This window comes from Georgenia alba, from assembly GCF_042665525.1.
In the GTDB taxonomy this organism is placed as follows: Bacteria; Actinomycetota; Actinomycetes; order Actinomycetales; family Actinomycetaceae; genus Allobogoriella; species Allobogoriella alba.
Window position 1 is genome coordinate 482,716 of sequence record NZ_JBHTCQ010000002.1, and the last position, 21,307, is coordinate 504,022.

The 21,307-nt window shown below is 72.0% G+C and carries 19 protein-coding genes; 16 read left to right on the forward strand and 3 right to left on the reverse strand.

Translation table 11 applies throughout. The features are described 5' to 3' along the window. Window positions 1–5 precede the first annotated feature (5 nt). Window positions 6–302, forward strand: coding sequence for a YciI family protein (locus tag ACFQQL_RS12130; RefSeq protein ID WP_382394684.1), 297 nt, complete (start codon window positions 6–8; stop codon window positions 300–302). A 34-nt stretch (window positions 303–336) separates the two neighbouring features. Beyond that, window positions 337–615 carry a muconolactone Delta-isomerase gene (gene catC, locus ACFQQL_RS12135; RefSeq protein WP_382394685.1) on the forward strand — a complete coding sequence of 93 codons (279 nt, stop codon included), beginning with the start codon at window positions 337–339 and terminating at the stop codon, window positions 613–615. Window positions 616–646: 31 nt separating this feature from the next. Here the strand turns inward: catC and ACFQQL_RS12140 are convergent, their stop codons facing one another. Further along, window positions 647–2,197, reverse strand: coding sequence for an ATP-dependent DNA ligase (locus ACFQQL_RS12140; RefSeq protein ID WP_382394686.1), 1,551 nt, complete (start codon window positions 2,195–2,197; stop codon window positions 647–649). A 111-nt stretch (window positions 2,198–2,308) separates the two neighbouring features. On the opposite strand from ACFQQL_RS12140, the gene ACFQQL_RS12145 reads away from it, so the two are divergent. The 5 genes from ACFQQL_RS12145 (at window position 2,309) to ACFQQL_RS12165 (ending at window position 9,643) form a co-directional block, all read left to right on the forward strand. Further along, entirely contained in the window at window positions 2,309–3,244 is a 936-nt protein-coding gene (locus ACFQQL_RS12145; RefSeq protein ID WP_382394688.1) for a DNA-3-methyladenine glycosylase family protein, read from the forward strand. Between the two features lie 264 nt (window positions 3,245–3,508). After that, window positions 3,509–5,074, forward strand: coding sequence for a sugar ABC transporter ATP-binding protein (locus tag ACFQQL_RS12150; RefSeq protein ID WP_382394690.1), 1,566 nt, complete (start codon window positions 3,509–3,511; stop codon window positions 5,072–5,074). Further along, a complete protein-coding gene (locus ACFQQL_RS12155; RefSeq protein ID WP_382394692.1) occupies window positions 5,071–6,096 on the forward strand; it encodes an ABC transporter permease in 1,026 nt (341 codons plus the stop codon). The genes ACFQQL_RS12150 and ACFQQL_RS12155 overlap by 4 nt, the downstream gene beginning before the upstream one ends. A gap of 26 nt (window positions 6,097–6,122) precedes the next feature. Continuing rightward, window positions 6,123–7,154, forward strand: a complete 1,032-nt coding sequence (locus tag ACFQQL_RS12160; RefSeq protein ID WP_382394694.1) for a substrate-binding domain-containing protein — start codon at window positions 6,123–6,125, stop codon at window positions 7,152–7,154. Further along, window positions 7,154–9,643 carry a glycoside hydrolase family 172 protein gene (locus ACFQQL_RS12165; RefSeq protein WP_382394696.1) on the forward strand — a complete coding sequence of 830 codons (2,490 nt, stop codon included), beginning with the start codon at window positions 7,154–7,156 and terminating at the stop codon, window positions 9,641–9,643. Before ACFQQL_RS12160 ends, ACFQQL_RS12165 begins: the two co-directional genes overlap by 1 nt. 93 nt (window positions 9,644–9,736) lie before the next feature. Here ACFQQL_RS12165 and ACFQQL_RS12170 read toward each other — a convergent pair whose 3' ends face one another. Beyond that, window positions 9,737–11,383, reverse strand: a complete 1,647-nt coding sequence (locus tag ACFQQL_RS12170) for a fucose isomerase (RefSeq protein WP_382394698.1) — start codon at window positions 11,381–11,383, stop codon at window positions 9,737–9,739. Between the two features lie 153 nt (window positions 11,384–11,536). On the opposite strand from ACFQQL_RS12170, the gene ACFQQL_RS12175 reads away from it, so the two are divergent. The 6 genes from ACFQQL_RS12175 (at window position 11,537) to ACFQQL_RS12200 (ending at window position 18,255) form a co-directional block, all read left to right on the forward strand. Further along, window positions 11,537–13,177, forward strand: coding sequence for a hypothetical protein (locus ACFQQL_RS12175; RefSeq protein ID WP_382394700.1), 1,641 nt, complete (start codon window positions 11,537–11,539; stop codon window positions 13,175–13,177). 128 nt (window positions 13,178–13,305) lie between these two features. Then, entirely contained in the window at window positions 13,306–14,385 is a 1,080-nt protein-coding gene (locus ACFQQL_RS12180) for a glycoside hydrolase family 172 protein (protein WP_382394702.1), read from the forward strand. A gap of 120 nt (window positions 14,386–14,505) precedes the next feature. Further along, window positions 14,506–15,864, forward strand: a complete 1,359-nt coding sequence (locus tag ACFQQL_RS12185; RefSeq protein WP_382394704.1) for an ABC transporter substrate-binding protein — start codon at window positions 14,506–14,508, stop codon at window positions 15,862–15,864. Between the two features lie 3 nt (window positions 15,865–15,867). Beyond that, the gene (locus tag ACFQQL_RS12190) at window positions 15,868–16,809 is read left to right on the forward strand and encodes a carbohydrate ABC transporter permease (RefSeq protein ID WP_382394706.1); all 942 of its coding nucleotides are present in this window, start codon (window positions 15,868–15,870) and stop codon (window positions 16,807–16,809) included. Continuing rightward, window positions 16,809–17,735 (forward strand): carbohydrate ABC transporter permease, encoded by a 927-nt coding sequence (locus tag ACFQQL_RS12195; protein WP_382394708.1) that lies wholly within the window; start codon window positions 16,809–16,811, stop codon window positions 17,733–17,735. Before ACFQQL_RS12190 ends, ACFQQL_RS12195 begins: the two co-directional genes overlap by 1 nt. 76 nt (window positions 17,736–17,811) lie before the next feature. Next, window positions 17,812–18,255, forward strand: coding sequence for a hypothetical protein (locus tag ACFQQL_RS12200; protein ID WP_382394710.1), 444 nt, complete (start codon window positions 17,812–17,814; stop codon window positions 18,253–18,255). A gap of 30 nt (window positions 18,256–18,285) precedes the next feature. On the opposite strand, the gene ACFQQL_RS12205 is transcribed toward ACFQQL_RS12200, so the two are convergent. Continuing rightward, window positions 18,286–18,666 carry a MerR family transcriptional regulator gene (locus ACFQQL_RS12205; protein ID WP_382394712.1) on the reverse strand — a complete coding sequence of 127 codons (381 nt, stop codon included), beginning with the start codon at window positions 18,664–18,666 and terminating at the stop codon, window positions 18,286–18,288. 84 nt (window positions 18,667–18,750) lie between these two features. Between ACFQQL_RS12205 and ACFQQL_RS12210 the strand changes: the two genes are divergently transcribed. The 3 genes from ACFQQL_RS12210 (at window position 18,751) to ACFQQL_RS12220 (ending at window position 21,307) form a co-directional block, all read left to right on the forward strand. Next, window positions 18,751–20,001: an MFS transporter gene (locus ACFQQL_RS12210; RefSeq protein ID WP_382394714.1), complete on the forward strand. Its 1,251-nt coding sequence runs from the start codon at window positions 18,751–18,753 to the stop codon at window positions 19,999–20,001. 87 nt (window positions 20,002–20,088) lie between these two features. Next, complete coding sequence (locus ACFQQL_RS12215; protein ID WP_465254056.1) at window positions 20,089–20,889, forward strand: helix-turn-helix transcriptional regulator; 801 nt, start codon at window positions 20,089–20,091, stop codon at window positions 20,887–20,889. Continuing rightward, a complete protein-coding gene (locus ACFQQL_RS12220) occupies window positions 20,882–21,307 on the forward strand; it encodes a VOC family protein (protein WP_382394718.1) in 426 nt (141 codons plus the stop codon). Before ACFQQL_RS12215 ends, ACFQQL_RS12220 begins: the two co-directional genes overlap by 8 nt.

Below are 21,307 nucleotides of genomic sequence, written 5' to 3' on the forward strand. Positions count from 1 at the left end.
GGACTATGCCGTACCTGGTCGAGACCTTCGACAAGCCCGCATCCGGCGCGTTGCGCGAGCAACTGCGGCCGGAGCACCTGAACTTCCTCGACGCTCACCGGCACATCCTGCTGGCGTGCGGCGCCAAGCTCTCCGACGACGGAGAGTCGGCCGACGGCGGCATCTACCTGCTCGATGTCGACACCAGAGGCGAGGCCGAGGAGTTCATCGCACAGGATCCGTTTACCCGGGGTGACCTTTTCGAACGCGTCGAGGTTCGGCGGTGGCGGAAGGCGTACCTCGCCGGCGAGCGCTTCATCTGACGGCCGGTCGAGGTTCTGATCGAAGGGAGACCACATGCTCTACCTCGTTCGCATGGACGTGGACATCCCCGACGCCGTAGGCCTCGAGGAGGCTGATGCGTTGAAGGCCAGGGAGAAGGCCTACTCGCAGGAGCTTCAGCGTGGCGGCGAGTGGGTCGGCATCTGGCGGGTTGTCGGTGAGTACGCGAACTACTCGCTCTTCGACGTCGACTCGCACGACCGACTCCATGAGATCTTGTCGAACCTGCCGTTGTTCCCCTACATGACGATCCAGGTCACCGCTCTCGCCACCCACCCCTCGGCGATCGGCTGAGCGGAGCTGCTCGGCTGCCAGTCCGGCCGTGCTAGCCCGGGAGTGCTGCGATCGTGCGCACGGTCTCCACGGTGTCCGCCTCGGCGGCCGTCTTGTCGTCGCGGTACCGCAGCACCCGGGCGAACCGCAGCGCCATCCCGCCGGGGTAGCGCGACGATCGCTGCACCCCGTCGAACGCGATCTCGACCACCTGCTCCGGCCGCAGAGTGACCACCCAACCGTCATCGGAGACCTCGAGCTCGCGGAAGCGCTCGGTCTGCCAGGCGAGCATCTCGTCGGTCATCCCCTTGAACGTCTTGCCCAGCATCGTGAACCCGTCGCCGTCCCGCGCGCCCAGGTGGATGTTCGACAGCCACCCCCGCCGCCTGCCGGAGCCCCGCTCGACCGCGAGGACCACGAGGTCAAGCGTGTGCCGCGGCTTCACCTTGATCCACGCCGAGCCACGCCGACCCGCGTCGTAGGCGGAGTCGAGCTTCTTCAGCACCAGGCCCTCGTGACCTGCGGCGACCAGATCCGTGAAGAACTCCTGGATCTCCTCAGCGTCCGCGGTCACCCGCCGGGGGATCCGCGACTCCTCGGGCACGAGCTCCTCGAGCACTGCGAACCGGTCGCGCGCCGGGGAGTCGATGAGGTCGGTCCCGTCCCGGTGGAGCACGTCGAAGAAGAACACGCTGAGCGGGACCTCCTCCCGCAGGGCGGCGCCGTCGCGGCTCATGGTGCGGGATCCGGTCTCCTGGAACGGTCGCGGGCGGCCGGCCTCGTCGAGCGCCACTGCCTCGCCGTCGAGCACGACGGCATCGCTCGCCAGGCCGAGCGCCGCCTCGACCACCTCGGGGACGCGGTCCGTGATGTCGTCCAGGGACCTGGTGAACACGGCGACGTCGTCCCCGCGCCGGTGGACCTGTACCCGGATGCCGTCGATCTTCGCGTCGGCGGCCACCGGCACCGCGCCGCCCGTGCCGTCGCCGAGCTTCTCGAACGCCTCGGAGACGTCCGTGGCGGAGGCTGCCAGCATCGGACGCACGGGACGGCCGACCTCGAGGCGGAACGACTCCAGCGCCCCCGCCCCGCCGGAGAGGGCCGCCTGAGCGATGGGACCGGACAACGCGCTGAACATGGCGGCGCGGCGGACCGACCCGATCGGGACCTCCGCGGCAGCGGCGATGGCATCCAGCAGCAGCGAGTCGAGCGCTCCCTGCCGGAGCTCGCCGACGATGAGCGCGCGCAGGTAGTCCTGCTCCGCGGCGGTCGCCGCCGCGAACAGCTCGGCGACGGCGGAGGCACGGGCGGCGTGGGAGCCCGCGCCGGCCAGGGCGGCGGTCCGCTCGAGCGCGGCGTCGACGTCGCCCGGCGTCAGTGTCGCGGACCCGGCCGGCTGCGGAAGGTCCGTGAGGCTGCGCCAGCCGATCCCGGTGCGCCGCTGCCGCGGCCGGCCCGAGAGGTAGGACGCCGCGATCTCCACCTGCGGCGGTGGCCCGGCCGCGGCCGAGCGCAGCGCCTCGGCCAGCAGCTCCCGCTTGCGCAGCCGAGATCGCGTCGCGGACAACGCCGCGTGCGTGGCCACCAGGTCGGCGAGGAGCACGGCACGATCCTGGCACGTCGCCCCCACACGGTCCCGCCGTCGGCCTCGCGCACCCCGGACGACGCACCGCAGGCGACGCACGCGTCGGCGGCCCTCCCTACGCTGGACGGCGTGCCCTCCCCACCGCCCGCACCCGACGCCGAGCACGTCTGGGAGCCGGACTGGCCGCTCCGGCCCGGCCCGACCCTCGGCGCGCTGCGGCACGGCCCGGCGGACCCCACCGTCCGCGCCGGGTCCGGCGTCTGGTGGCGCGGCGTCCGCACGCCCGAGGGGACCGCGACGCTGCGGCTCGACCTCGGTGGCGCAACCGTCCGCGCCGCGGCGTGGGGAGCCGGTGCCGCCTGGGCTGTCGCAGCTGTCCCGAGCTGGCTGGGTGCCAACGACGACGCCGCCGGCTTCGAGCCCGGCCGGCATCCCGTCGTCGCGCGGCTGGCGCGGCGTTTCCCCGGACTCCGGCTGCCCCGTACCGGACTTGTCATGGACTCCCTGGTCCCCGCGGTCATCGAGCAGAAGGTCACCGGCACGGAGGCGTTCGCCGGCTACCGGCGGCTCGTGCACCGCTTCGGAGAGCGTGCCCCGGGGCCGGGGGACCAGCTGCGGCTGCGGGTGGCGCCCTCGGCGGAGGTCCTGGCGCGGATCCCGTCCCACGAGTGGCTGCGGCTCGGCATCACGCCGGCACGCAGCCGCACGCTCCGCGGTGCCGCGCGGGTGGGGCCGTCACTCGAACGGGCCGCCACGGTGGACTCCGCCGAGGCGGACCGGCGGCTGAGGTCGCTGCCCGGCATCGGCCCGTGGACGTCGGCCGAGGTACGCGTCCGTACGCACGGCGACCCCGACGCCGTGAGCTTCGGCGACGCGAACGTCTCCCGTGACGTCGGCTGGGCCCTCACCGGCCGCTACGGCGTCGACGACGACGGGCTGGCCGAGCTGCTCGAGCCCTTCCGTCCGCACCGGTACCGCGTGCAGCGTCTGGTGGAGCTGGCCGGTCTGCGCCAGCCGCGGCGAGGTCCCCGCATGCCGCTGCGCACCCACCTCCCGACCGGCTGACGAACACACCACCGTCCGAGCGCACCACCCGTCCGAGCCCACCCGCGAACGCAACGCCGAGGGACCGCCCGACCGGCCCGCGGCACGGTGTTGACACCTCGCGCCGGGAACCCTAACGTCATCCCGCAACGGTCAGTAATCGATTTCCATCGACGTGCGCAGCGCTGGCCGGTACACAGACGTACGAACCCCGCCGCGCCACGCCGTCGTGATCGCGTCCGCCCCGGGGTCCCGTCGGAACGGCCCGCAACGAGGGGGAGGGACGTGGACGACCGAACGGCGTCGGCTGCCGTCCCGCGCCTACGCATGGAGGGGATCGTCAAGCGTTTCGGCGGTGTGCAGGCGCTCGCCGGGGCGGACCTGACCGTCGGCCGGGGCGAGGTCCTGGCACTCCTCGGCGAGAACGGCGCCGGGAAGTCCACGCTGATGAACGTGCTGTCCGGGGTCGTGACGCCGGACAGCGGCACGGTGGAGGTCGACGGCGAGGTCCGCCGCTTCCACGGCCCCGGTGACGCTCAGCGCGCGGGCGTCGCCATGATCCACCAGGAGCTCGACCTGGTCCCGCAGGGGTCGGTGGCATCGAACCTGTTCCTGGGGGACGAGCCCCGCACCGCGTTGGGCGTGGTGAGTCGATCGGCCATGCGTACGCAGGCCACCGAGCTGCTCTCCGACCTCGGCATCGACATCGACCCGGACGTGCAGGTCCAGGAGCTCCGGGTCGGCGAGCAGCAGATGGTGGCGATCGCGAAGGCGCTCCGGCTGGACGCCCGCATCCTCGTCATGGACGAGCCGACCTCCGCGCTCACCGAGTCCGAGGTGCGGACCCTGTTCGCGCTGCTGCCGGCCCTGCGCCGGCAGGGCATGGCCACCATCTACATCTCGCACCGGCTGGACGAGATCACGGAGGTCGCCGACCGCGCCACCATCCTGCGTGACGGTCGCACGGTCGGCACCGTCTCGCTCGGCCGCGCCACCGACCCGTCCGAGGTCATCCGGCTGATGATCGGCCGGGCCGTCGAAGAGGTCTTCCCGGAGCGGCCGCCGCCCGGCGAGGACGTGCGCCTCGCGGTGACCGGACTGTCCGTGCCGCGGCACCCACTCTCCGGTCGGCGCGAGCCCGCCGGGATCGACCTGACCGTGCGCCGAGGAGAGATCCTCGGCCTCGCCGGTCTCCTGGGCTCCGGGCGCACCGAGCTGCTGGAGGCGCTGTACGGCCTCGCGGGAGAACGGGCCACCGGCAGCGTCGAGATCGACGGCGAACGGGTCCGGATCACCGCACCGTCGGTGGCGCTGCGGCTCGGGATCGGCTTCGTGCCCGAGGACCGCCGCGCCGCCGGGCTCGTGATGCAGCAGCCCGTCGGCGCGAACATCCTGCTCAGCGTGCTGCGCCGGCTCTCCCGGCGAGGGCTGCGCAACCGCCGGGCGGAGCGTGCCCGCGTCCGGGAGTCCGTGGACCGGCTGCGCATCAAGACCCGTTCGGCGGACGCGATCGTCGCGACGCTCTCCGGCGGGAACCAGCAGAAGGTCGTCTTCGCGCGCAACCTCCTGCGCGACCCACGCATCCTGCTGCTCGACGAGCCCACCCGCGGCGTCGACATCGGCGCCAAGTCCGAGATCTACCACCTGCTCGCGCGGCTCGCCGCCGACGGTCTCAGCGTCGTCGTCGCCTCCTCCGAGGTGGGCGAGCTCGTCGGGCTCTGCGACCGCATCGCGGTGCTCCGCGGCGGCCGCGTCGTGGACGTCGTCGACCGGGCGGACGCGGACGAGGAGTCGATCCTCGCGGCGGCGGCCCTGCCCCGCGGTCTGGAGAGCCCCGAGGAGGTCGCATGAGCGAAGCAGGCACGGGCGCCGCCGTCGAGCAGAAGCGCCGGTTCGTCATCCCGGCGAAGGTCTTCGCCGTCCAGAGCTACCTTGCCCTGGTCCTGGTGCTCGTGGCCGCCGTCATCTTCTCGCCGCGCCGGGGCGGGGAGGTCGTCTTCCTCGCGCCGGAGAACCTCCTCAACATCATCCGCGCGACCTCGGAGATCGGCATCATCGCGATCGGGATGACCTTCGTCATCCTGGTCGGCGGCATCGACCTCTCGGTGGGCGCCGTCCTCGGACTCGCGGCCACGGGCTCCGCGAGCCTGCTCATGGTCAACGGCATGGGCGTGGTCCCGACCGTCCTGATCATCCTGCTCCTGGGCCTGGTCTTCGGCGCCACCCAGGGCCTCATCACGGCGACCTTCGGGATACAGGCGTTCATCGTCACGCTCGCGGGCCTGCAGATCGCCCGCGGGCTCGCCCGGATCTGGTCCGGCGGACAGGGGATCCCGATCGCCTACGGCGACGGCCCGGGCACCGCGCCGGACACCTTCGCCCTGCTCAACTCCCGGACGTTCAACGGCACCGTCCCGATCCCGGCGCTGATCTTCCTGGCCGTCAGCGTCATCGCGATCCTGCTCGTCCGGCACACCGTGTTCGCCTCCCACGTCTACGCGGTCGGCGGCAACGAGCGGGCCGCCCGGCTGTCCGGGGTCAACACCACCCGCATCAAGGTCGCGGTCTTCGCCATCGCCGGGCTCCTGTCCGCGCTCGCCGGGATCATCCACGCCGGTCAGCTCAACCAGGGCAGCCCCAACGACGGGATGGGGTACGAGCTCGACGCGATCGCCGCCGTCGTCATCGGGGGGACCAGCCTCATGGGCGGGATCGGCACGATCCCGGGGACCATCGCCGGCGCGGTGCTCCTCGGTGTCCTGAACAACATCCTCGCGCTGAACAACATCGACTCGAACGTCCAGCTCCTCATCAAGGGCGTGATCATCGTCGTCGCCGCCGGAGTCCAGGCGTTCCGCCCCGGGCAGAAGTGACCCGGGCACGACCAGAAAGGCACACCATGCGCACACCAGCCCTGCGACCCCGGCGGGTGGCGGCTCTCGGGCTCCTCGCCGCCACCACCGTGGGCCTCGCGGCCTGCGGCACCGAGAGCGACGCCCCGGGCGTCGGTGACAACACCGGCGGCGGTGGGTCCCCGGCGGAGTGCGAGGGCCAGGACGGGGAGTACCTCATCGGGATGAGCCAGGCGAACGTCGCGGAGCCGTACCGGCAGCAGATGGACGACGACATCCGGGCCGCCGCCGAGGAGGTGCCGCAGTTCGAGGTCGTCTTCGCCGACGCCGCCCAGGACAACGCCAAGCAGGTCAGCGACGTCGAGAACTTCCTCGCCCAGGGGATCGACCTGCTCATCATCAGCCCGAACGAGGCCGCCCCGCTGACCGCCGTCGTGGAGCGGGCCTACGGCGAGGGCATCCCGGTCATCGTCCTGGACCGCAAGATCGAGGGCGACTCCTACACGCAGTTCATCGGGGCGGACAACTTCGAGATCGGCCGCGCGGCGGGGGAGTACGTCGCCACCGAGCTGCTGCCCGACGGCGGGAACGTCGTCGAGATCAAGGGCCTGCCCGGCTCCACGCCCGCGCAGGAACGCTCCGAGGGCTTCGCGGAGGGCATCTCTTCCGTCCCCGAGATCGAGGTGGTCGCCGACGGCGTCGGCGACTGGCTGCGGGAGCTGGGCCAGAGCCAGGCGGAGGCCATCTACCAGGCCAACCCGGAGATCGACGTCGTCTACGCCCACAACGACCCCATGGCGGAGGGTGCGTACCTCGCCGCCCAGTCGGCCGGGCGCGCCGAGGAGATGGAGTTCATCGGCATCGACGCACTGCCCATCCCCTCCGGCGGGATCCGCGCCGTGGAGGAGGGTCGGCTGTCCGCGACCTTCGTGTATCCGACAGGCGGGCGCGAGGCGGTCGAGACCGCCCAGCAGATCCTTCTCGAGTGCACCGAGGTCGAGCAGGAGCAGGTCCTCCAGACGCAGCTGGTGACCGAGGAGAACGCATCCGAGCTGTACACCGAGCTGGGAGGTCAGTGATGAGACGTCGAGCCGCCGCACTTGTTCCGGCCGTGGCGCTGGTGGCCGCGGGGCTGTCCGGGTTGGACGGGCTGTCCGCGGCAGGCGCCGCCCACGCCGTGCCCGCGCCCGACGTCGGCCCGGTGGGCTGGGAGACCTATCGCCAGCTGGACCGGCTCCCGGAGCTGACCACGGGCGTCCAGACCCGCCAGTTCTCCAGCTTCGACCGCACCGGTGGCAACAACGACGGGTTCGAGGGCACGTACTCCTGCCTGCGCGAGACGGCCTCCGGCTGCGTCCTCGCAGAGGACACCGGCGCCGGCGAGGTGCAGTCCATCTGGTTCACCCGCGACGGCGGTGACGTCACCGCCACCGGCAACATCGTCATCGAGCTCGACGGCGAGACGGTCCTGGACGCCTCGCTGCAGGACGTCGTCGACGGCGAGGTCGGCGGGCCGTTCGTGCACCCCTTCGTGGCCAACGCCGACCAGTCCTCCGGCGGCGTCTACCTCCGCGTGCCCATGCCGTACCGGGAGTCGATGCGGATCTCGACCACGCAGAACCCGTACTTCTACCACGTCTCCCACCGGAGCTTCCCGACGGCGCAGGGCATCGAGACCTTCGACCCGCAGGAGGTCCCCACCGACGTGCTGGCAGCCGCCCGGTCCTGGGGCGAGGAGGATCCCAAGCCCGCCGCCGCCCGTCCCCGCACGTCCGACACCGAGCTCCGGCTCGCGCCGGGGGAGCGGGTCCGCCTCCTCGACGCACACGGTCCCGGCGTCGTCGACGAGCTGCGCCTGCGGCTGCCGGAGGTCATCGGGTCCCCGACGGGTGAGACCGTGACCGACGACGGTCGTGCGTTCACCGGCTCCTCGACCTTCACCGTCGCCGTCGACCCCGACAACGAGGGCGTGCGGCTGACGCGCCGGTTCGACACCATCTCCACCGACCAGCGCGCCACGGTCTGGGTGGACGGCGAGCAGGTCGGCACCTGGGAGCCGGTCGGGCCTGCGCTCGGCTGGGTCACCCAGACCGTCGACCTGCCTGCCTCCGTCACCGCGGGCAAGGACGAGATCACGATCCGCAACGAGTTCGTCTCCGCGGGGATCGACTACTCGGAGTTCCGCTACTGGGTGGACTCCGTCGTCGGTGGTGCGGAGGTCCGTACCGACGAGGTCGACGTCGGCCCCTCGCAGGAGGCACGCGCCAGCGAGGCCGCGCACGACTACCAGATCGTCGACCAGACTTGGCAGGGCGAGCAGACCTACCAGCTCCCGCCCGACCGGACCGACGAGGAGGAGGTGGTCCGCTCCGACGAGCTGCTCCGGGGCCTGCGGCTGCGGATGACCTTCGACGGCGCACGGACCGTCGACGCGCCGGTCGGGGAGTTCTTCGGCTCCGGCCTCGGCGAGGCGGAGGTGCACGCCCTGATGTACGCGATGGAGACCGCGCCGGACGGCTCATACTACTCGTGGTGGCCGATGCCGTTCCTGCGCGGCGCCCGCGTCGAGCTGGTCAACACCTCGGACCACACCCTGCGCTCCGGTGACGCGTCGGTCACGTTCGACCGCGACCGGGGCCGCGCGGCGGGGCTGGCCGACCGCGGTCAGGGCTACTTCCAGGCCACCTCCCGCGCGGGAGACACCGTCGACGGCGAGGACTGGGTCTTCCTCGACGTGGCCGGCGCCGGCAAGTTCGTCGGCGTCAACCACACCATGGAGGGGCACATCACCAGCGGCAACGTCCGCAACTACCTCGAGGGCGACGAGCGCGTCTACGTCGACGGCTCCCGCACCCCGCAGATCCACGGCACCGGCTCCGAGGACTTCTACCAGGGCGGCTGGTACTTCAACCGCCAGCAGTTCTCCAACCCGATGAACGGGGCGCCGGAGATGGAGACCGGGTCATTCGGCTGCACGTACCAGTGCGACGCGGCCTACCGGCTCATGATCGGGGACGCGGTCGCGTTCGGCTCCGGCCTCCGATTCGGCATCGAGCACGGCCCGGAGGCGAACGAGCCCGGCCACTACGGGTCCACCGCCTTCTGGTACGGGCACCGGGAGCGTCCGGCGCTGCGGGTCACCGACACCCTCGACGTCGGGTCTGCGGAATCGGAGGCCGACCACGGGTACGTCTCCGACGGCGAGGTCGCCACCCTGACCTCGACCTACGAGGGCGACCACGACGACGTGCAGGTCACCGACACGGTCGAGCGCACCACGGGACCCGTGTCGTTCACGCTCGCCGTAGACCCGCGGAACGACGGCGTCACCCTGCGTCGCACGTCCGACCAGGTCCGGGCGGGCCAGGCCGTGCGGGTCACGGTCGACGGCCGGGACGCGGGCGTGTGGCGCCAGCCCCTGGCCAACGAGACCCACCGGTGGCTCGAGGACACCTTCGAGCTCCCGGCGTCCCTGACCCACGGCCGCCGGGCCCTCGACGTCGAGCTCGTGCCCCTGGAGGACGGCGCCTGGTCGGCGGCCCGCTACGAGGCGCTCAGCGCGGGCTGACGCCGACCGCGCCGGGCGCGCTGACGCCCGGCGCGGTCGACGCCCGGCGCGGTCGACGCCCGGTACCGGGGCGTCGGTGGCGAGTGAGCCCGCTCAGATCGCGACGTCGCCGCAGAGGTGCACCTGCACCCCGAGCGCGTCGAACATGGCGACCTTGGCGAGCAGGGCCTTGTCCGCCGTGGCGGCGTCGGGCGCGTAGGCGACCTGGGCGTGGTTGGCCTGATGGCGGGCCATGAACTGGTCCCGCGTCACGCCGTGCAGCACCACGTGCGCGATCGGCCACTCGGGGTTGGTGGACTCCTTGCGCCGACGCGTCTCCTCCTCGGGGAGCTCGACCACGCTGGCGCGGCCGATGTCCACGTGCAGCCCGCCGTCGGCGATGAACACGCGGGACCAGACGATCTCGCCCGGCTTGGAGACGCCGTTGATGGTGGCGCCGCCGGCCGGGAAGAACACCGTGCCCTGCCGCCAGCCCTCCGCGCCGGCGTACCCACCGGTCAGGTGCGAGGCCGGCACGGAGCCGGAGATCTCGTAGACCCAGACGAACCGGCCGTCGTAGTCCTCGCCCCAGCGCACGTCGTGCAGCGTGGTGGCCGGGTCCAGGCCCATCGCGGTCCAGATGCGGTTCGTGACCAGCGCGTCGACGGCCACGCCCTCGTCGACCTCGTTGAAGTGGGGGAGCGGGGCGCCGTCGTAGAGCACCCGGGAGCCGTCGCGGCTCGTCACCGGCGGCCGGGAGACGTTGTTCAGCAGGCCCTCCGGCAGGTCGGAGGCGGGGCAGACGTTCTTCAGGCCCTGCTGGTACTGGATGCCGACGGCGTCCAGGCCGAAGTCGTCGGACAGGCGCAGGGCGGAGATGTACATCTTGTACTGCCAGCGCAGCTGGTCCTCGGTCAGCTCGGTGGCCGGGTCCGACCCGAGCCGGAAGGTCATGCCCGCCTCGCGCAGCCACGCCCCGACCGCGTCCGCCTCCTCGTCCGGCACGGTCTGCATCTGAGCCCAGAGCTCGGACTGGGAGAGCCGCTCCTTGTAGATGCCCAGGGGGTTGAGCATCTCGTCGTCGATGATCGCGTTGTACATGCCCATGCAGCCCTCGTCGAAGACGCCGATGATCGCCTTCTCCGTGCGCAGCTGCTCGGCCAGCGCGACCCCGAGCTCGGTCTCCGCGTTCTGGGGCAGCGCGGGCAGGTCGCGCACGTGCGAGGTGTCGTGCGTGACGCTGCCGGTCTCCAGCCAGGTGGCGAGGTGGCTGCGGAACCACTCGTCGGTGCCGTCGACCGTCCACAGCGTGGAGTACTGCACGCCCGCCTTGGTCAGCGACGCGTTGAGGTTCAGCAGCCCGACCAGGCCCGGCCAGTCCGGCGCGAAGTTCGCGACGGTGAGGATCGGGCCGCGGTGCGTGCGCAGGCCCGCCAGCACGTGGTGCGAGTACTGCCAGTTCGCGATCGCGACGATCAGCGGCGCGTCCGACGGGACGTTCTTGAAGACCTCGAGGCCCATCCGCTGGCTGCTGACGAACCCGTGCTCGGCCGGCTCGAAGGCCCGCACGACGTCCTTGCCGGCGGCCCGGACCTGCTCCGTGACGAGCCGTTCGAGCTCGGCCTGCAGCGGCCAGGCGGCGAGGTTGGCGGGCTCGCGCGAGTCGCCGCTCGTCGTCAGATAGACGGTCCCGGCAGGGGTGCTCTTGGGGGCTGCCGTGCTCGGCAGGCGGTACGGGCTGAGATCCGTGGACGAAGACATGCGGCGATGGAATCAGAAAACGATTACTCTCACAAGTACCTCGGCACTCGATGCGTGCCGAGGGCCGCACCAGCACCAGCACCCGCGCCCGACCCGGGCCGGCACCCGTGCCGCGCCCGACCCGGGCCGGCCCGGCACCACCCGCGAGGAGACATGACCCAGACCCCGCCCGCCTCCGACTTCTTCGCGACCGTCCAGATCGAGGAGGGCGCCTCGGTACGCACGGACAGCGACGGTGACCTCTGGCCGACGGCCTGGGCGGACGACGGGCACCTGTACACCGCGAACGGTGACGGCGCCGGGTTCTCCGACGGGGAGTACACGGACATCGTCGTCAGCCGCATCGAGGGCACGCCCGAGACCGGCCTGACCGGCGAGCGGCTGGCTGCCGGTCGCGACGTCGCCCCGATCTGGGGCGACCCGGCGCTGGTGAACTCCAAGCCCACCGGCATCGTCGCCGTCGACGGGAACGGCGACGGGCGCGACGAGCTGTACCTCGCCGTGCAGGATCTCGCCTGCACGCCGGAGAGGATCTTCGACGAGGCGCCGGCGGCCGGCGTCGTCGCCTCCGACGACTACGGCCGTACCTGGCGCGCCCCGGACGGGCCGATGTTCACCGACCACCTGTTCACCACCGTGATGTTCCTCGACCTCGGCCGCTCGCAGGAGCACGCCCGGGTCCTCGGCACCGACGGCACGGAGGGCGTCGGCTTCGTCTACGCCTACGGTCTCGACGGCAACTGGCGCACCTCGATGCGCCAGGTCGTCCCCGACCCGCAGGAGCTCTTCCTCGCCCGGGTCCCGGCAGGCCGGGTGCTCGACCGCGACGCGTGGGAGTTCTGGACCGGCACCGGCCCGGACGGCGGAGCGCGCTGGAGCCCGCGCATCGAGGACAAGCGCGCGGTCCTCACGGACCGGCGCCGCCCCTACGCCCCGGCCGCGGACGCCGCCACCGTGCCCCGCGCGCCGGAAGGGCCGTCGGTGATCGCACAGGGTGGCGTCGTCTACGTCGCGCCGTTGCGGCGGTTCGTGTACAGCTCCTGGTGCGAGTTCACCTTCGAGCTGTACGAGGCCCCCGCGCCCTGGGGCCCTTGGCGGCACGTCCACTCCCACGACTTCGGGCCGTTCCCGTGGACGGGCCCGCTCGGCCCGCACCCGCGGCACGGTGGCTACGGCACCACCATCCCGTCGAAGTTCATCTCCGCGGACGGGCAGGACATGTGGCTCCAGTCGAACTGGTTCGTCCGCGCCTCCAGCTATTCCGGCAGCGCGTACCACTTCTCGCTGCGCCGGGTCCGCCTGGGGGTGCCCGAGCCCGGTGCCGCCACCAACTCCCCGGACCCGCGACGCAACCTGGCGCGGGGCACCGGCGCCGTCCCGATCGCCCGGATGACCCGCAGCGGCCACCCCGAGGTCCTGGCCGACGGCTCCACCGAGCGCGCCGAGGACAGCTGGAACGGATCCGCGAAGACGCATGACCACTGGGGCTACACCTGGACCCGCCGGTACCGCGTGGACACCGTCCGCTGGGTCTCCGGCGCGCGCGACTACAACGGCGGCTGGTTCGCCGAGCCGCCGGTGGTCGAGGTCCGTCGGGCCGGACGCTGGCAGCCGGTGCGCGAGCAGCGCCTCGACCGTCCCTACCCGGCCGATCCCACGGCGACCGGCCGCCGAGCCTTCACGGCACGGTTCGCGCCGGAGGAGTGCGACGGCGTCCGGCTGGTCGGCCCGCCCGGCGGGTGGGCCCGCTACACGACCCTCAGCGAGCTGGAGGTCTACCTCGCCGACGGCTGAGAAGGTCACCGTTCGGTGACGGCCGGGCAGGTTCGCTTGACGCTCCCCGAGTCCCGCAATACCGTCCAGAAATCGTTTACTGACGCCTCTCCCGAGGCACCCCTCGACATGCGGAGGACGCGACCCCGATGCCATCCGGATACGGCTCCTACGGATCCAGCCTGCGTGACCTGCCCCGGCTGCGGAACCACCGCCGCCTGCGCGCGTCCAGCTGGGACCGCACCGGCGGGAACGAGGACCGCCTGACCGTCCGTCCGGGCGAGACGGTCGAGCTCGCCGACATCCGAGGTGCCGGCTCGGTGAACCACATCTGGATGACCGTGGCCCCGCGTGACCCGCAGACGCCGGACAGCGCCGACCAGGACCACCTGCGCCGCCTGGTGCTGAAGATCTACTGGGACGACTCGCCGGCCCCGAGCGTGCTGGTGCCCCTCGGTGACTTCTTCGGCGTCGGCCACGCCCGCACCGCGAACTTCGCCTCCCTCCCGCTGCAGATGAGCCCGCAGGACGGGAAGGGCTTCAACTCCTTCTTCCACATGCCCTTCACCACGCGCGCCCGCTTCGAGCTGACGAGCGAGTGCGAGGAGGAGGTCATGTGGTTCTACTACTACATCGACTACGACGCGTTCGACGCGCTCGAGGACGGCCTCGGCCGCTTTCACGCGTCGTGGAACCGGCAGGTGCCCACCGACGGCGAGGACCAGGGCACCCAGACCAACTCCGAGTACCTCTTCGGCGGCACCAACCTCACCGGCGAGGGGAACTACACCATCCTCGAGACCACCGGACGGGGCCACTACGTCGGGTGCGTCCTGAACATCACGAACCTGCGCCACACCTCCGACTGGAACTGGTACGGCGAGGGCGACGACATGATCTTCGTCGACGGCGAGCCGTTCCCACCGAGCCTGCACGGGACCGGGACGGAGGACTACTTCAACACGGCGTGGTGCCCCTCGCAGAGCTATGCCGCGCCGTACCACGGTCTGACGCTCCCCGGCGGGGAGAACTGGAGCGGTCAGATCTCGACCTACCGCTTCCACGTCGAGGACCCGGTCACCTTCACCCGCTCGATCCGGGTCACCATCGAGCACGGTCACGCCAACAAGCGGTGCGACGACCTGTCCTCGGTCGCCTACTGGTACCAGGCGGAGCCCGCGTCCGGCCTGGAGCTGCCGGCGGTCGAGCACCGGCTGCCCCGGCTGTGAGACCCACCGAACGTGCGGCCCTCGCGGGAACCTGACCCGCCGGCCGCCTGACTCACCGGCCTCGCCGCGCACGGCGAGGTCTCCACCGGCTCGCTCGAGCCACTCATCGAGGAGGATGGGATGTACTCCATCAACAAGCGCCGCCTCGGCGGCATCGGCACGGTTGCCGCGGCAGCCGTGGTGCTCGCCGCCTGCAGCGGCACGCCCGAGGGCGGGCCCGGTGGCGGCGGGGGCGGCGGCGAGCCGGCACCCGAGGGCGCCACCACCGTCGAGTTCTGGCAGACGAACTACACCGACGAGGAGAACGAGTGGTACGAGGGGATCGTCGAGGCCTTCAACGAGTCCCAGGACGACGTCCACGTCCGGCTCACGGTCGTCCCCGGTGACGCGTGGGACCAGCGGATGACCGCCGCGCAGGCGGCCGGCAACGCGCCCGACGTCTACACCCAGAGCTACGGCAACATCCCCGACGGCGCCCGGACCGGCCAGCTGCACCCGCTCGGTGACCTCATCGGCGCCGAGGCCTGGGACGACCTGCAGGACAACGTCCGCGGCATGGTGTCCTACGACGGCGAGGAGTACGCCTACCCGCTGCTCGTCGAGCCGTCCGCGGTGCTGTACTACCGCACCGACCTCTTCGAGGAGGCGGGCCTCGAGGGGCCGCCGCAGACCTGGGACGAGCTCGAGGAGTACGCGGCCACGCTCACCTCGGACTCGGTCTTCGGCCTGCGCCTGGCCCAGAACGCCAACGACCTGGCCTGGTCCACCTGGGGCTACCAGCACAACGTGGCCGGCCACCTGCCGATCAGCGACGACTGGTCTGAGCCGGCCGCCACCGACGAGTACGCCCCGCTCCTGCAGGCCTTCCAGGACATGTTCGAGGCCGGCTCCATCCCGCCCGCCGACGGCCTGGCCTACCCGGACGCCTCGACGTTCGGAGACGGCGAGTACGCCATGATGGCGAACGGCTCGTGGGCGGCGAGCCAGCTGCTCGCGGACTACCCGGACCTCGTCGAGAACGTGGCGGTCGCCCCGATGCCGACGTTCGACGGTGGGACGGGGCAGACCACCGCGACCCTCGGCGGCTGGTCGCTCGTGGTGGACGGCAACTCCGAGAACCCCGAGGCCGCGGCGTCCTTCATCGAGTGGGCGCTCGGCGGCGACGTCGAGAACGTGCTGCCCTTCTTCGAGGCGACCGTGTACTCGAAGGTCTCCCCGCGCGAGTCGGTCGCCCAGGCGATCAGCGAGTCCCCCGACGTCGAGGACGTCAACCCGTTCAACCAGGTCATCCAGGAGGAGATCGTCCCCTTCGCGGAGCCGGAGCCGACCTACCCGTTCAACGTCAGCCTGGCCATGGGTGAGGCGATCGAGGCGGCGATGCAGGGCACCGACGTGGACCAGGCGCTCGCCGAGGCGACCGAGAAGATCCGGGTCGAGATCCAGAACTCGCAGCTCGCCGGCACCGGTCCCGGGGCCTAGGCCATGGCCGCTGTGACCACCGGCTCGGGCGCCGCCACCGCGGCGCCCGAGCCGCCCGCACCGAACCGGCCGCGCCGCAAGGACAACCGGACGGCCTTCCTCATGCTGGCCCCGGCGCTGGTGCTGCTGACGACGTTCGTCATCGTGCCGCTGCTGTACGCGTGGTTCGTCAGCTTCCAGCGGTGGAGCTTCTACGAGCCGAGCGTGTTCGTCGGGCTGGCCAACTTCCGCATGGTGCTGGCCGACCCGACGTTCCGTGAGTCGATCGTCCGCGGCCTGGTGTTCTCGGGCATCTCGGTGCCCACGATCCTGGTCATCGCGTTCGTCTTCGCGAACCTCGTGAAGTCCATGGGCGCGCGGATGGCCACCGTCTTGAAGGTGAGCATCTACATCCCGACGGTGATCTCCGGCGTCATCGCCTCGATCGTGTTCGTCCTCGTCTACGAGTACCGGCAGGGCCTGGTGAACTACCTGCTCAGCCTCGTCGGGGTGGCGGACGTGCCCTGGCTGGGGTCGGCGGAGACCGCGCTGTACGCGCTGACCGTCCCGCAGATCTGGCTCGCGCTGGGCCTGGCGTCCCTCATCATGCTCGCCGGCCTGCTGGACATCCCGGAGAGCTACTACGAGGCCGCCGAGCTGGAGGGGGCCAACTGGTTCCAGCGGACCGTCTTCATCACGATCCCGCTGATGAAGAACATCATGCTGTACCTGCTGGTCACGACCTTCGTCGCGACGATCCAGCAGTACGAGCTCCCGCTGATCATGACCACCGGCGGGCCGACCCAGTCGACCCTGCTGCCGAACCTGCTGATCTTCCAGCGGTTCACCAACGACCTGTACCCCGGATACGCGATCGCCGGCGCCCTCCTGCTGTTCCTCGTGCTCGGCGGGCTCTCCGCCGTCATCTTCCGGCTCATCAACTCCGAGAAGGCGGTGGACGACTGATGACGATGACCGGACAGACCTCGGCGACGACCCTCGGCGCCGAGGTGGCCGCTGCGGCGGACACCCGCACACCACAGCGCCGGCTGCGCCGCTCGGCCCGCAGCACGGGACCGCTCGGCACCGTCGCCCGTTACCTGGCGTCCGCCGTCGTGGTGGTGGCGGCGCTGCTGCCGCTGGCGTGGATGACGATCTCCGGGTTCAAGGCCCGCAGCGAGGTGGTGACCTCCCCGTTCCAGTTCTTCCCGGACATCTGGTATCCGCAGAACTACGTCGAGATCGTCCAGGACCCCGCGTTCATGCGGGCCCTGGGCGTGACGTTCGGCGGGGCGATCCTCTTCGCGACCCTGAGCCTGACCGTGAACTCGATGGCGGCGTACTGCTTCGCGCGACTGGACTTCGCGTTCAAGCGGACGCTGTGGGCGATCGTGCTCGGCACGATGTTCATCCCGCAGATGGCCATCCTGCTGACCTCCTACATCGTGGTCACCAGGATGGGCATGCTGAACACGCTCGCGGTCCTGGTCATCCCGGGCGCCACGGCGGCGGTGCACATCTTCTTCATCCGCCAGTTCTACCTGGGCATCCCGACGTCGATCGAGGAGGCGGCGCTGCTCGACGGGTGCTCGCGGTGGCAGATCTTCCTGCGGATCTTCCTGCCACTGTCCAAGCCCGTGTTCGTCGTCGTCGGCATCACCTCGTTCCTGGCGTTCTGGAACGCGTACGTGTGGCCGATCATGACCATCACCGAGCCGGACAGCTCGCTGACGCAGATCCAGCAGTACCTCGCCACGTTCCGGTCCGAGCGCCGGGTCGAGTACGGGATGCTGCTGGCCGGCTCCACCCTCGCGGCGCTGCCGGTGATCGTGCTGTTCCTCGTCTTCCAGCGGTACATCATCAGCGGCATCCGCATCTCCGGGATCAAGTAGCCCGGGAGCCGGTGGCGGCGCGGACGCGTCGCCGCGGGCCGTGCCGTCGGGTGCGTCGCGCGGCAGGATGGTGCCCGTGAACGGTTTGCCCAAGGAGGCGCGGGACCGCGTCCGGGTCTCGGCGATGTGGATCGTCGTGAGCGCGGTGTGCCTCGGCGTGCTGCTCATGCTGTACGCCCTGCTCGTCGGCTTCGACCGGGAGCGGCAGGCCCCGGTCGAGGCCGTCGCGGCGGACGGGAACGACCTCGTGGTGCGGTACGTGGGCGGGGTCCCCGGGTGCGGGGACCCCGGGCGGGTCGAGGTGAGCGAGTCCGACAGCGAGGTCGAGCTGTCCGCGTACGTCGTGGTCCGCCACGCGACCCGGCACGACCGGATGTGCGCGCAGATGGCCGTCCCTCTGATCACCACCGTGCGGCTCGCCGAGCCGCTGGGGGACCGGGTGGTGCGGGACGGCATGCGGCCCGGCGCCGAGGTGCCCGTGGCCGACGGCCTGGCCGACCTCGCCCCGCCCGAGGGGTGAGGCGAGGGCGCTGGGCCTCAGTGCTGGGCCTCAGCGCTGGGCCGGCAGCAGATCCTGGTGCTCGGTCCTCGCCAGGAAGCCGCGGATCGCCTCGCGGCTCTTCGTCAGGCACGCGATCCGGCTGTCGATCTGGCCGAGCTCGGCGGTGAGCTGCTCGGCGAGGGACCTGGTGCAGGTGGCCGCGAGCTCCGCGGAGCGCCGGCCCTCGATGTCCAGGATGGCGCGGACGAGGCGGGTGGGGACGCCCGAGCGGACAAGCCCGGCCACCCGCTCCACGCGGGCGACGTCCTCCTCGGTGTAGGAGCGGTAGCCGTTCGCCGCGCGGTCCGCGGAGAGGAGTCCCTGCTGCTCGTAGTAGCGCAGCAGCCGCGGCGCCACGCCGGTACGTCGGGCGAGCTCACCGATCTTCATGGCCGACCCCTCGTGGTCACGGCCGACTCCTCTCGACGAATGGCCTTGACATTGACATCAATGTCAAAGTCTAGCGTCGCGGGCATGAGCGTGAACCGGACCGGCGAGACCCTTCCGTGGCCCGCCCTGCTGACCCTGGGGCTGGCGGTCTTCGTCGTCGTCAGCGGCGAGATGATGCCGACGGCGGTGCTGCCCACCCTCGCGGCGGACCTCGACGTGCCGGTCGCCCAGGCCGGGCTGCTCGTCTCCGCCTGGGCCCTCACCGTCGTCGTGGCGAGCTTCCCCCTGGCCCGTCTGACGGCGCGCTACGACCGCACCACCGTCATCGCCGTCGCCATGAGCGTCTTCGCGTTCGCGACCCTCGTGACGTCGATGGCGGGCAGCTACGGCCTGGCGATGGGCTCCCGGCTGGTCGCCGCGGCGGCGACCGGCCTGCTGTGGTCCACCGTCAACGCCCACGCCGCCTCGATCGTCCCCGAGCACCGGATCGCCCGCGCGACGGCGATCGTGCTCTTCGGTGGCACGCTCGGCACCGTCGCAGGCATCCCGGCGGGGAACGCCGTCGCGGAGGCGGCCGGATGGCGCCTGCCGTTCGTCGCGCTCGGTGTGGCCGGGCTGCTGACCGCCGTCGCGGTCCGGGCGGTGCTGCCGCGTACGCCGGTCCTGGGGACGACGCACACCGGTCACGGCACGGGGACGTCGGACGCCGAGGCCGGCGGCGCGCCCCGCCGGGTGCTGCGGCACGTCCTCGTGATCGGGGCGCTGGGCGGCCTGACGCTCGTCGCGCACTTCGCCGCCTTCACGTTCGTCGCCGAGCTCTTCGCGCCCAGCACGCTGCCCACGCCGTTGCTCCTGGTGGTGTTCGGTGCGGTCGGTGCCGGGGGCGTGGTCCTGGTGGGCGCCGCGAGCGACCGGCACCCGCACCTCAGCCCGGTGGCAGTGTCGCTCCTGCTCACGGCGAGCCTGGCGAGCATGCTCGCGTTCGGGCGCTCGGCGGGGCTCGACGTCGCGGTCGTCGTCGCGTGGGGCGTGGTCACCGGCGCCATCGGCCCGGCCGTGCAGGTGGCGATGATGCGCGCCGCGGGCCTCGCCCACCGCGCCACCGCCGGCACCCTCATGCCGGTGGCGATGAACCTCGGCATCGCCGTCGGCGCCGCGCTCGGCAGCGGGGTGGTCGACCGCTGGTCCGTCCAGCTCCTGCCGGTCCTCGCCACCGGTGCCGCGGTCCTCGCCTCGGTCGGGTTCGCGGTGCTCGCGAGGCGTCTGCGACGGCGGACGATCGGTGGCCTGGAGCCGGTGCCCGCCGACGGTGCGGGGGCCGCGAGCGTCGGATGACCAGCGTACGGTCGTGTCATGGCTGAGCCCGAGCCCGGCTGGGAGTTCGCCACGGCGCCGCCCCGCAGTGCGCCGGGCGTCTCCGCGATGGTCGGCTACCGGGCACTGGGCCTGCCGGCGCCGCTGCACCGGGGGCTGCCGTCCTCACGGCTGACCTTCATCGTCACCCTCGACGAGGGCGTGGAGGCGGCGCCGACCGAGCCCGGGCTCGCAGACGTGCGGCCGGTACCGGTGATCCTCGGGGGTCTGCACACGACCGCCTCCTACGTGCGGCAACGGCCCGGACAGGCGGGGGTCCAGCTGGCGCTGCACCCGCTCGCCGCCCGGGCGGTGCTCGGCGCCCCGGCCGCGGAGCTCAGCGTCACGGACTTCGACGGCACGTCGTTCCTCGGCGCGTGGGCCACCCGCCTGCACCAGCGGCTGACGGAGACCACCGGCTGGCCCCAGGCGTTCCGCCTCGTCGCCGAGGAGCTCCTCGCGCGCTCGGCCCTCGACCGGACGCGGCTGCGGCCCGAGCTGGTGCATGCGTGGCACCTGCTCGAGCGCTCCGGCGGCCGCATGCCGGTGGAGATGGTGGCCAGGGAGGTCCAGCTCTCGGCCCGGCACCTCGGCACGCTGTTCCGGCGGGAGCTCGGCCGGTCCCCGAAGGCCGTGGCCGGGCTCATGCGCTTCGAGCACGCCTCGAGCGCGATCGCCGAGCGCATCCGCCGCACCGGCCGCACCGAGCTCGCGCGGGTCGCCGCGGAGACCGGGTACGCGGACCAGGCCCACCTGTCCCGCGAGTTCAACCGGTACACGGGCACCTCTCCCCGCGGCTGGATCGCCGAGGAGTTCCGGAACATTCAAGACGGCGGCCACGGTCGTGCCGCAACCTGGACGCATGACTGAGCACACGGACAGCACCACGACCGGACCGGCCGTCTTCGTCACCCTGCACGCGCACGACGCGTCCGGCCTGATCGACTACTACGTCGAGACTTTCGGGTTCGTCGTCACCGCGAGGTACGCGCAGGACGACGGCACCGTCGATCACGCCGAGCTGCGCTGGCCCGAGGGGCCCGGCGGCGTCATGCTCGGCACCCACCGTCCCGACGCCGCGTGGTCCCGCCCGCCCGGGACGGTCGGCGCCTACGTGGTCACCCGGGACGTCGACGGCCTGTACGAGCGCGTCGTCGCCCGCGGTGCCGACATCCTGCGGCCGCTGGACGACACCGACTACGGCAGCCGCGAGTTCGCCGTCCGGGACCCGGAGGGGAACCTCTGGTCCTTCGGCACCTACGCCGGGGCAGCTCTCCCGGAGTCCTGA

Excerpts from the sequence above, each read along its gene's own strand:
- ACFQQL_RS12130 (WP_382394684.1), top strand. The coding sequence starts at position 6 with ATGCCGTACCTGGTCGAGACCTTCGACAAGCCCGCATCCGGCGCGTTG.
- catC (WP_382394685.1), top strand. The coding sequence starts at position 337 with ATGCTCTACCTCGTTCGCATGGACGTGGACATCCCCGACGCCGTAGGC.
- ACFQQL_RS12155 (WP_382394692.1), top strand. The coding sequence starts at position 5,071 with ATGAGCGAAGCAGGCACGGGCGCCGCCGTCGAGCAGAAGCGCCGGTTC.
- ACFQQL_RS12160 (WP_382394694.1), top strand. The coding sequence starts at position 6,123 with ATGCGCACACCAGCCCTGCGACCCCGGCGGGTGGCGGCTCTCGGGCTC.
- ACFQQL_RS12165 (WP_382394696.1), top strand. The coding sequence starts at position 7,154 with ATGAGACGTCGAGCCGCCGCACTTGTTCCGGCCGTGGCGCTGGTGGCC.
- ACFQQL_RS12170 (WP_382394698.1), bottom strand. The coding sequence starts at position 11,383 with ATGTCTTCGTCCACGGATCTCAGCCCGTACCGCCTGCCGAGCACGGCA.
- ACFQQL_RS12175 (WP_382394700.1), top strand. The coding sequence starts at position 11,537 with ATGACCCAGACCCCGCCCGCCTCCGACTTCTTCGCGACCGTCCAGATC.
- ACFQQL_RS12180 (WP_382394702.1), top strand. The coding sequence starts at position 13,306 with ATGCCATCCGGATACGGCTCCTACGGATCCAGCCTGCGTGACCTGCCC.
- ACFQQL_RS12185 (WP_382394704.1), top strand. The coding sequence starts at position 14,506 with ATGTACTCCATCAACAAGCGCCGCCTCGGCGGCATCGGCACGGTTGCC.
- ACFQQL_RS12190 (WP_382394706.1), top strand. The coding sequence starts at position 15,868 with ATGGCCGCTGTGACCACCGGCTCGGGCGCCGCCACCGCGGCGCCCGAG.
- ACFQQL_RS12195 (WP_382394708.1), top strand. The coding sequence starts at position 16,809 with ATGACGATGACCGGACAGACCTCGGCGACGACCCTCGGCGCCGAGGTG.
- ACFQQL_RS12205 (WP_382394712.1), bottom strand. The coding sequence starts at position 18,666 with ATGAAGATCGGTGAGCTCGCCCGACGTACCGGCGTGGCGCCGCGGCTG.
- ACFQQL_RS12210 (WP_382394714.1), top strand. The coding sequence starts at position 18,751 with ATGAGCGTGAACCGGACCGGCGAGACCCTTCCGTGGCCCGCCCTGCTG.
- ACFQQL_RS12215 (WP_465254056.1), top strand. The coding sequence starts at position 20,089 with ATGGTCGGCTACCGGGCACTGGGCCTGCCGGCGCCGCTGCACCGGGGG.
- ACFQQL_RS12220 (WP_382394718.1), top strand. The coding sequence starts at position 20,882 with ATGACTGAGCACACGGACAGCACCACGACCGGACCGGCCGTCTTCGTC.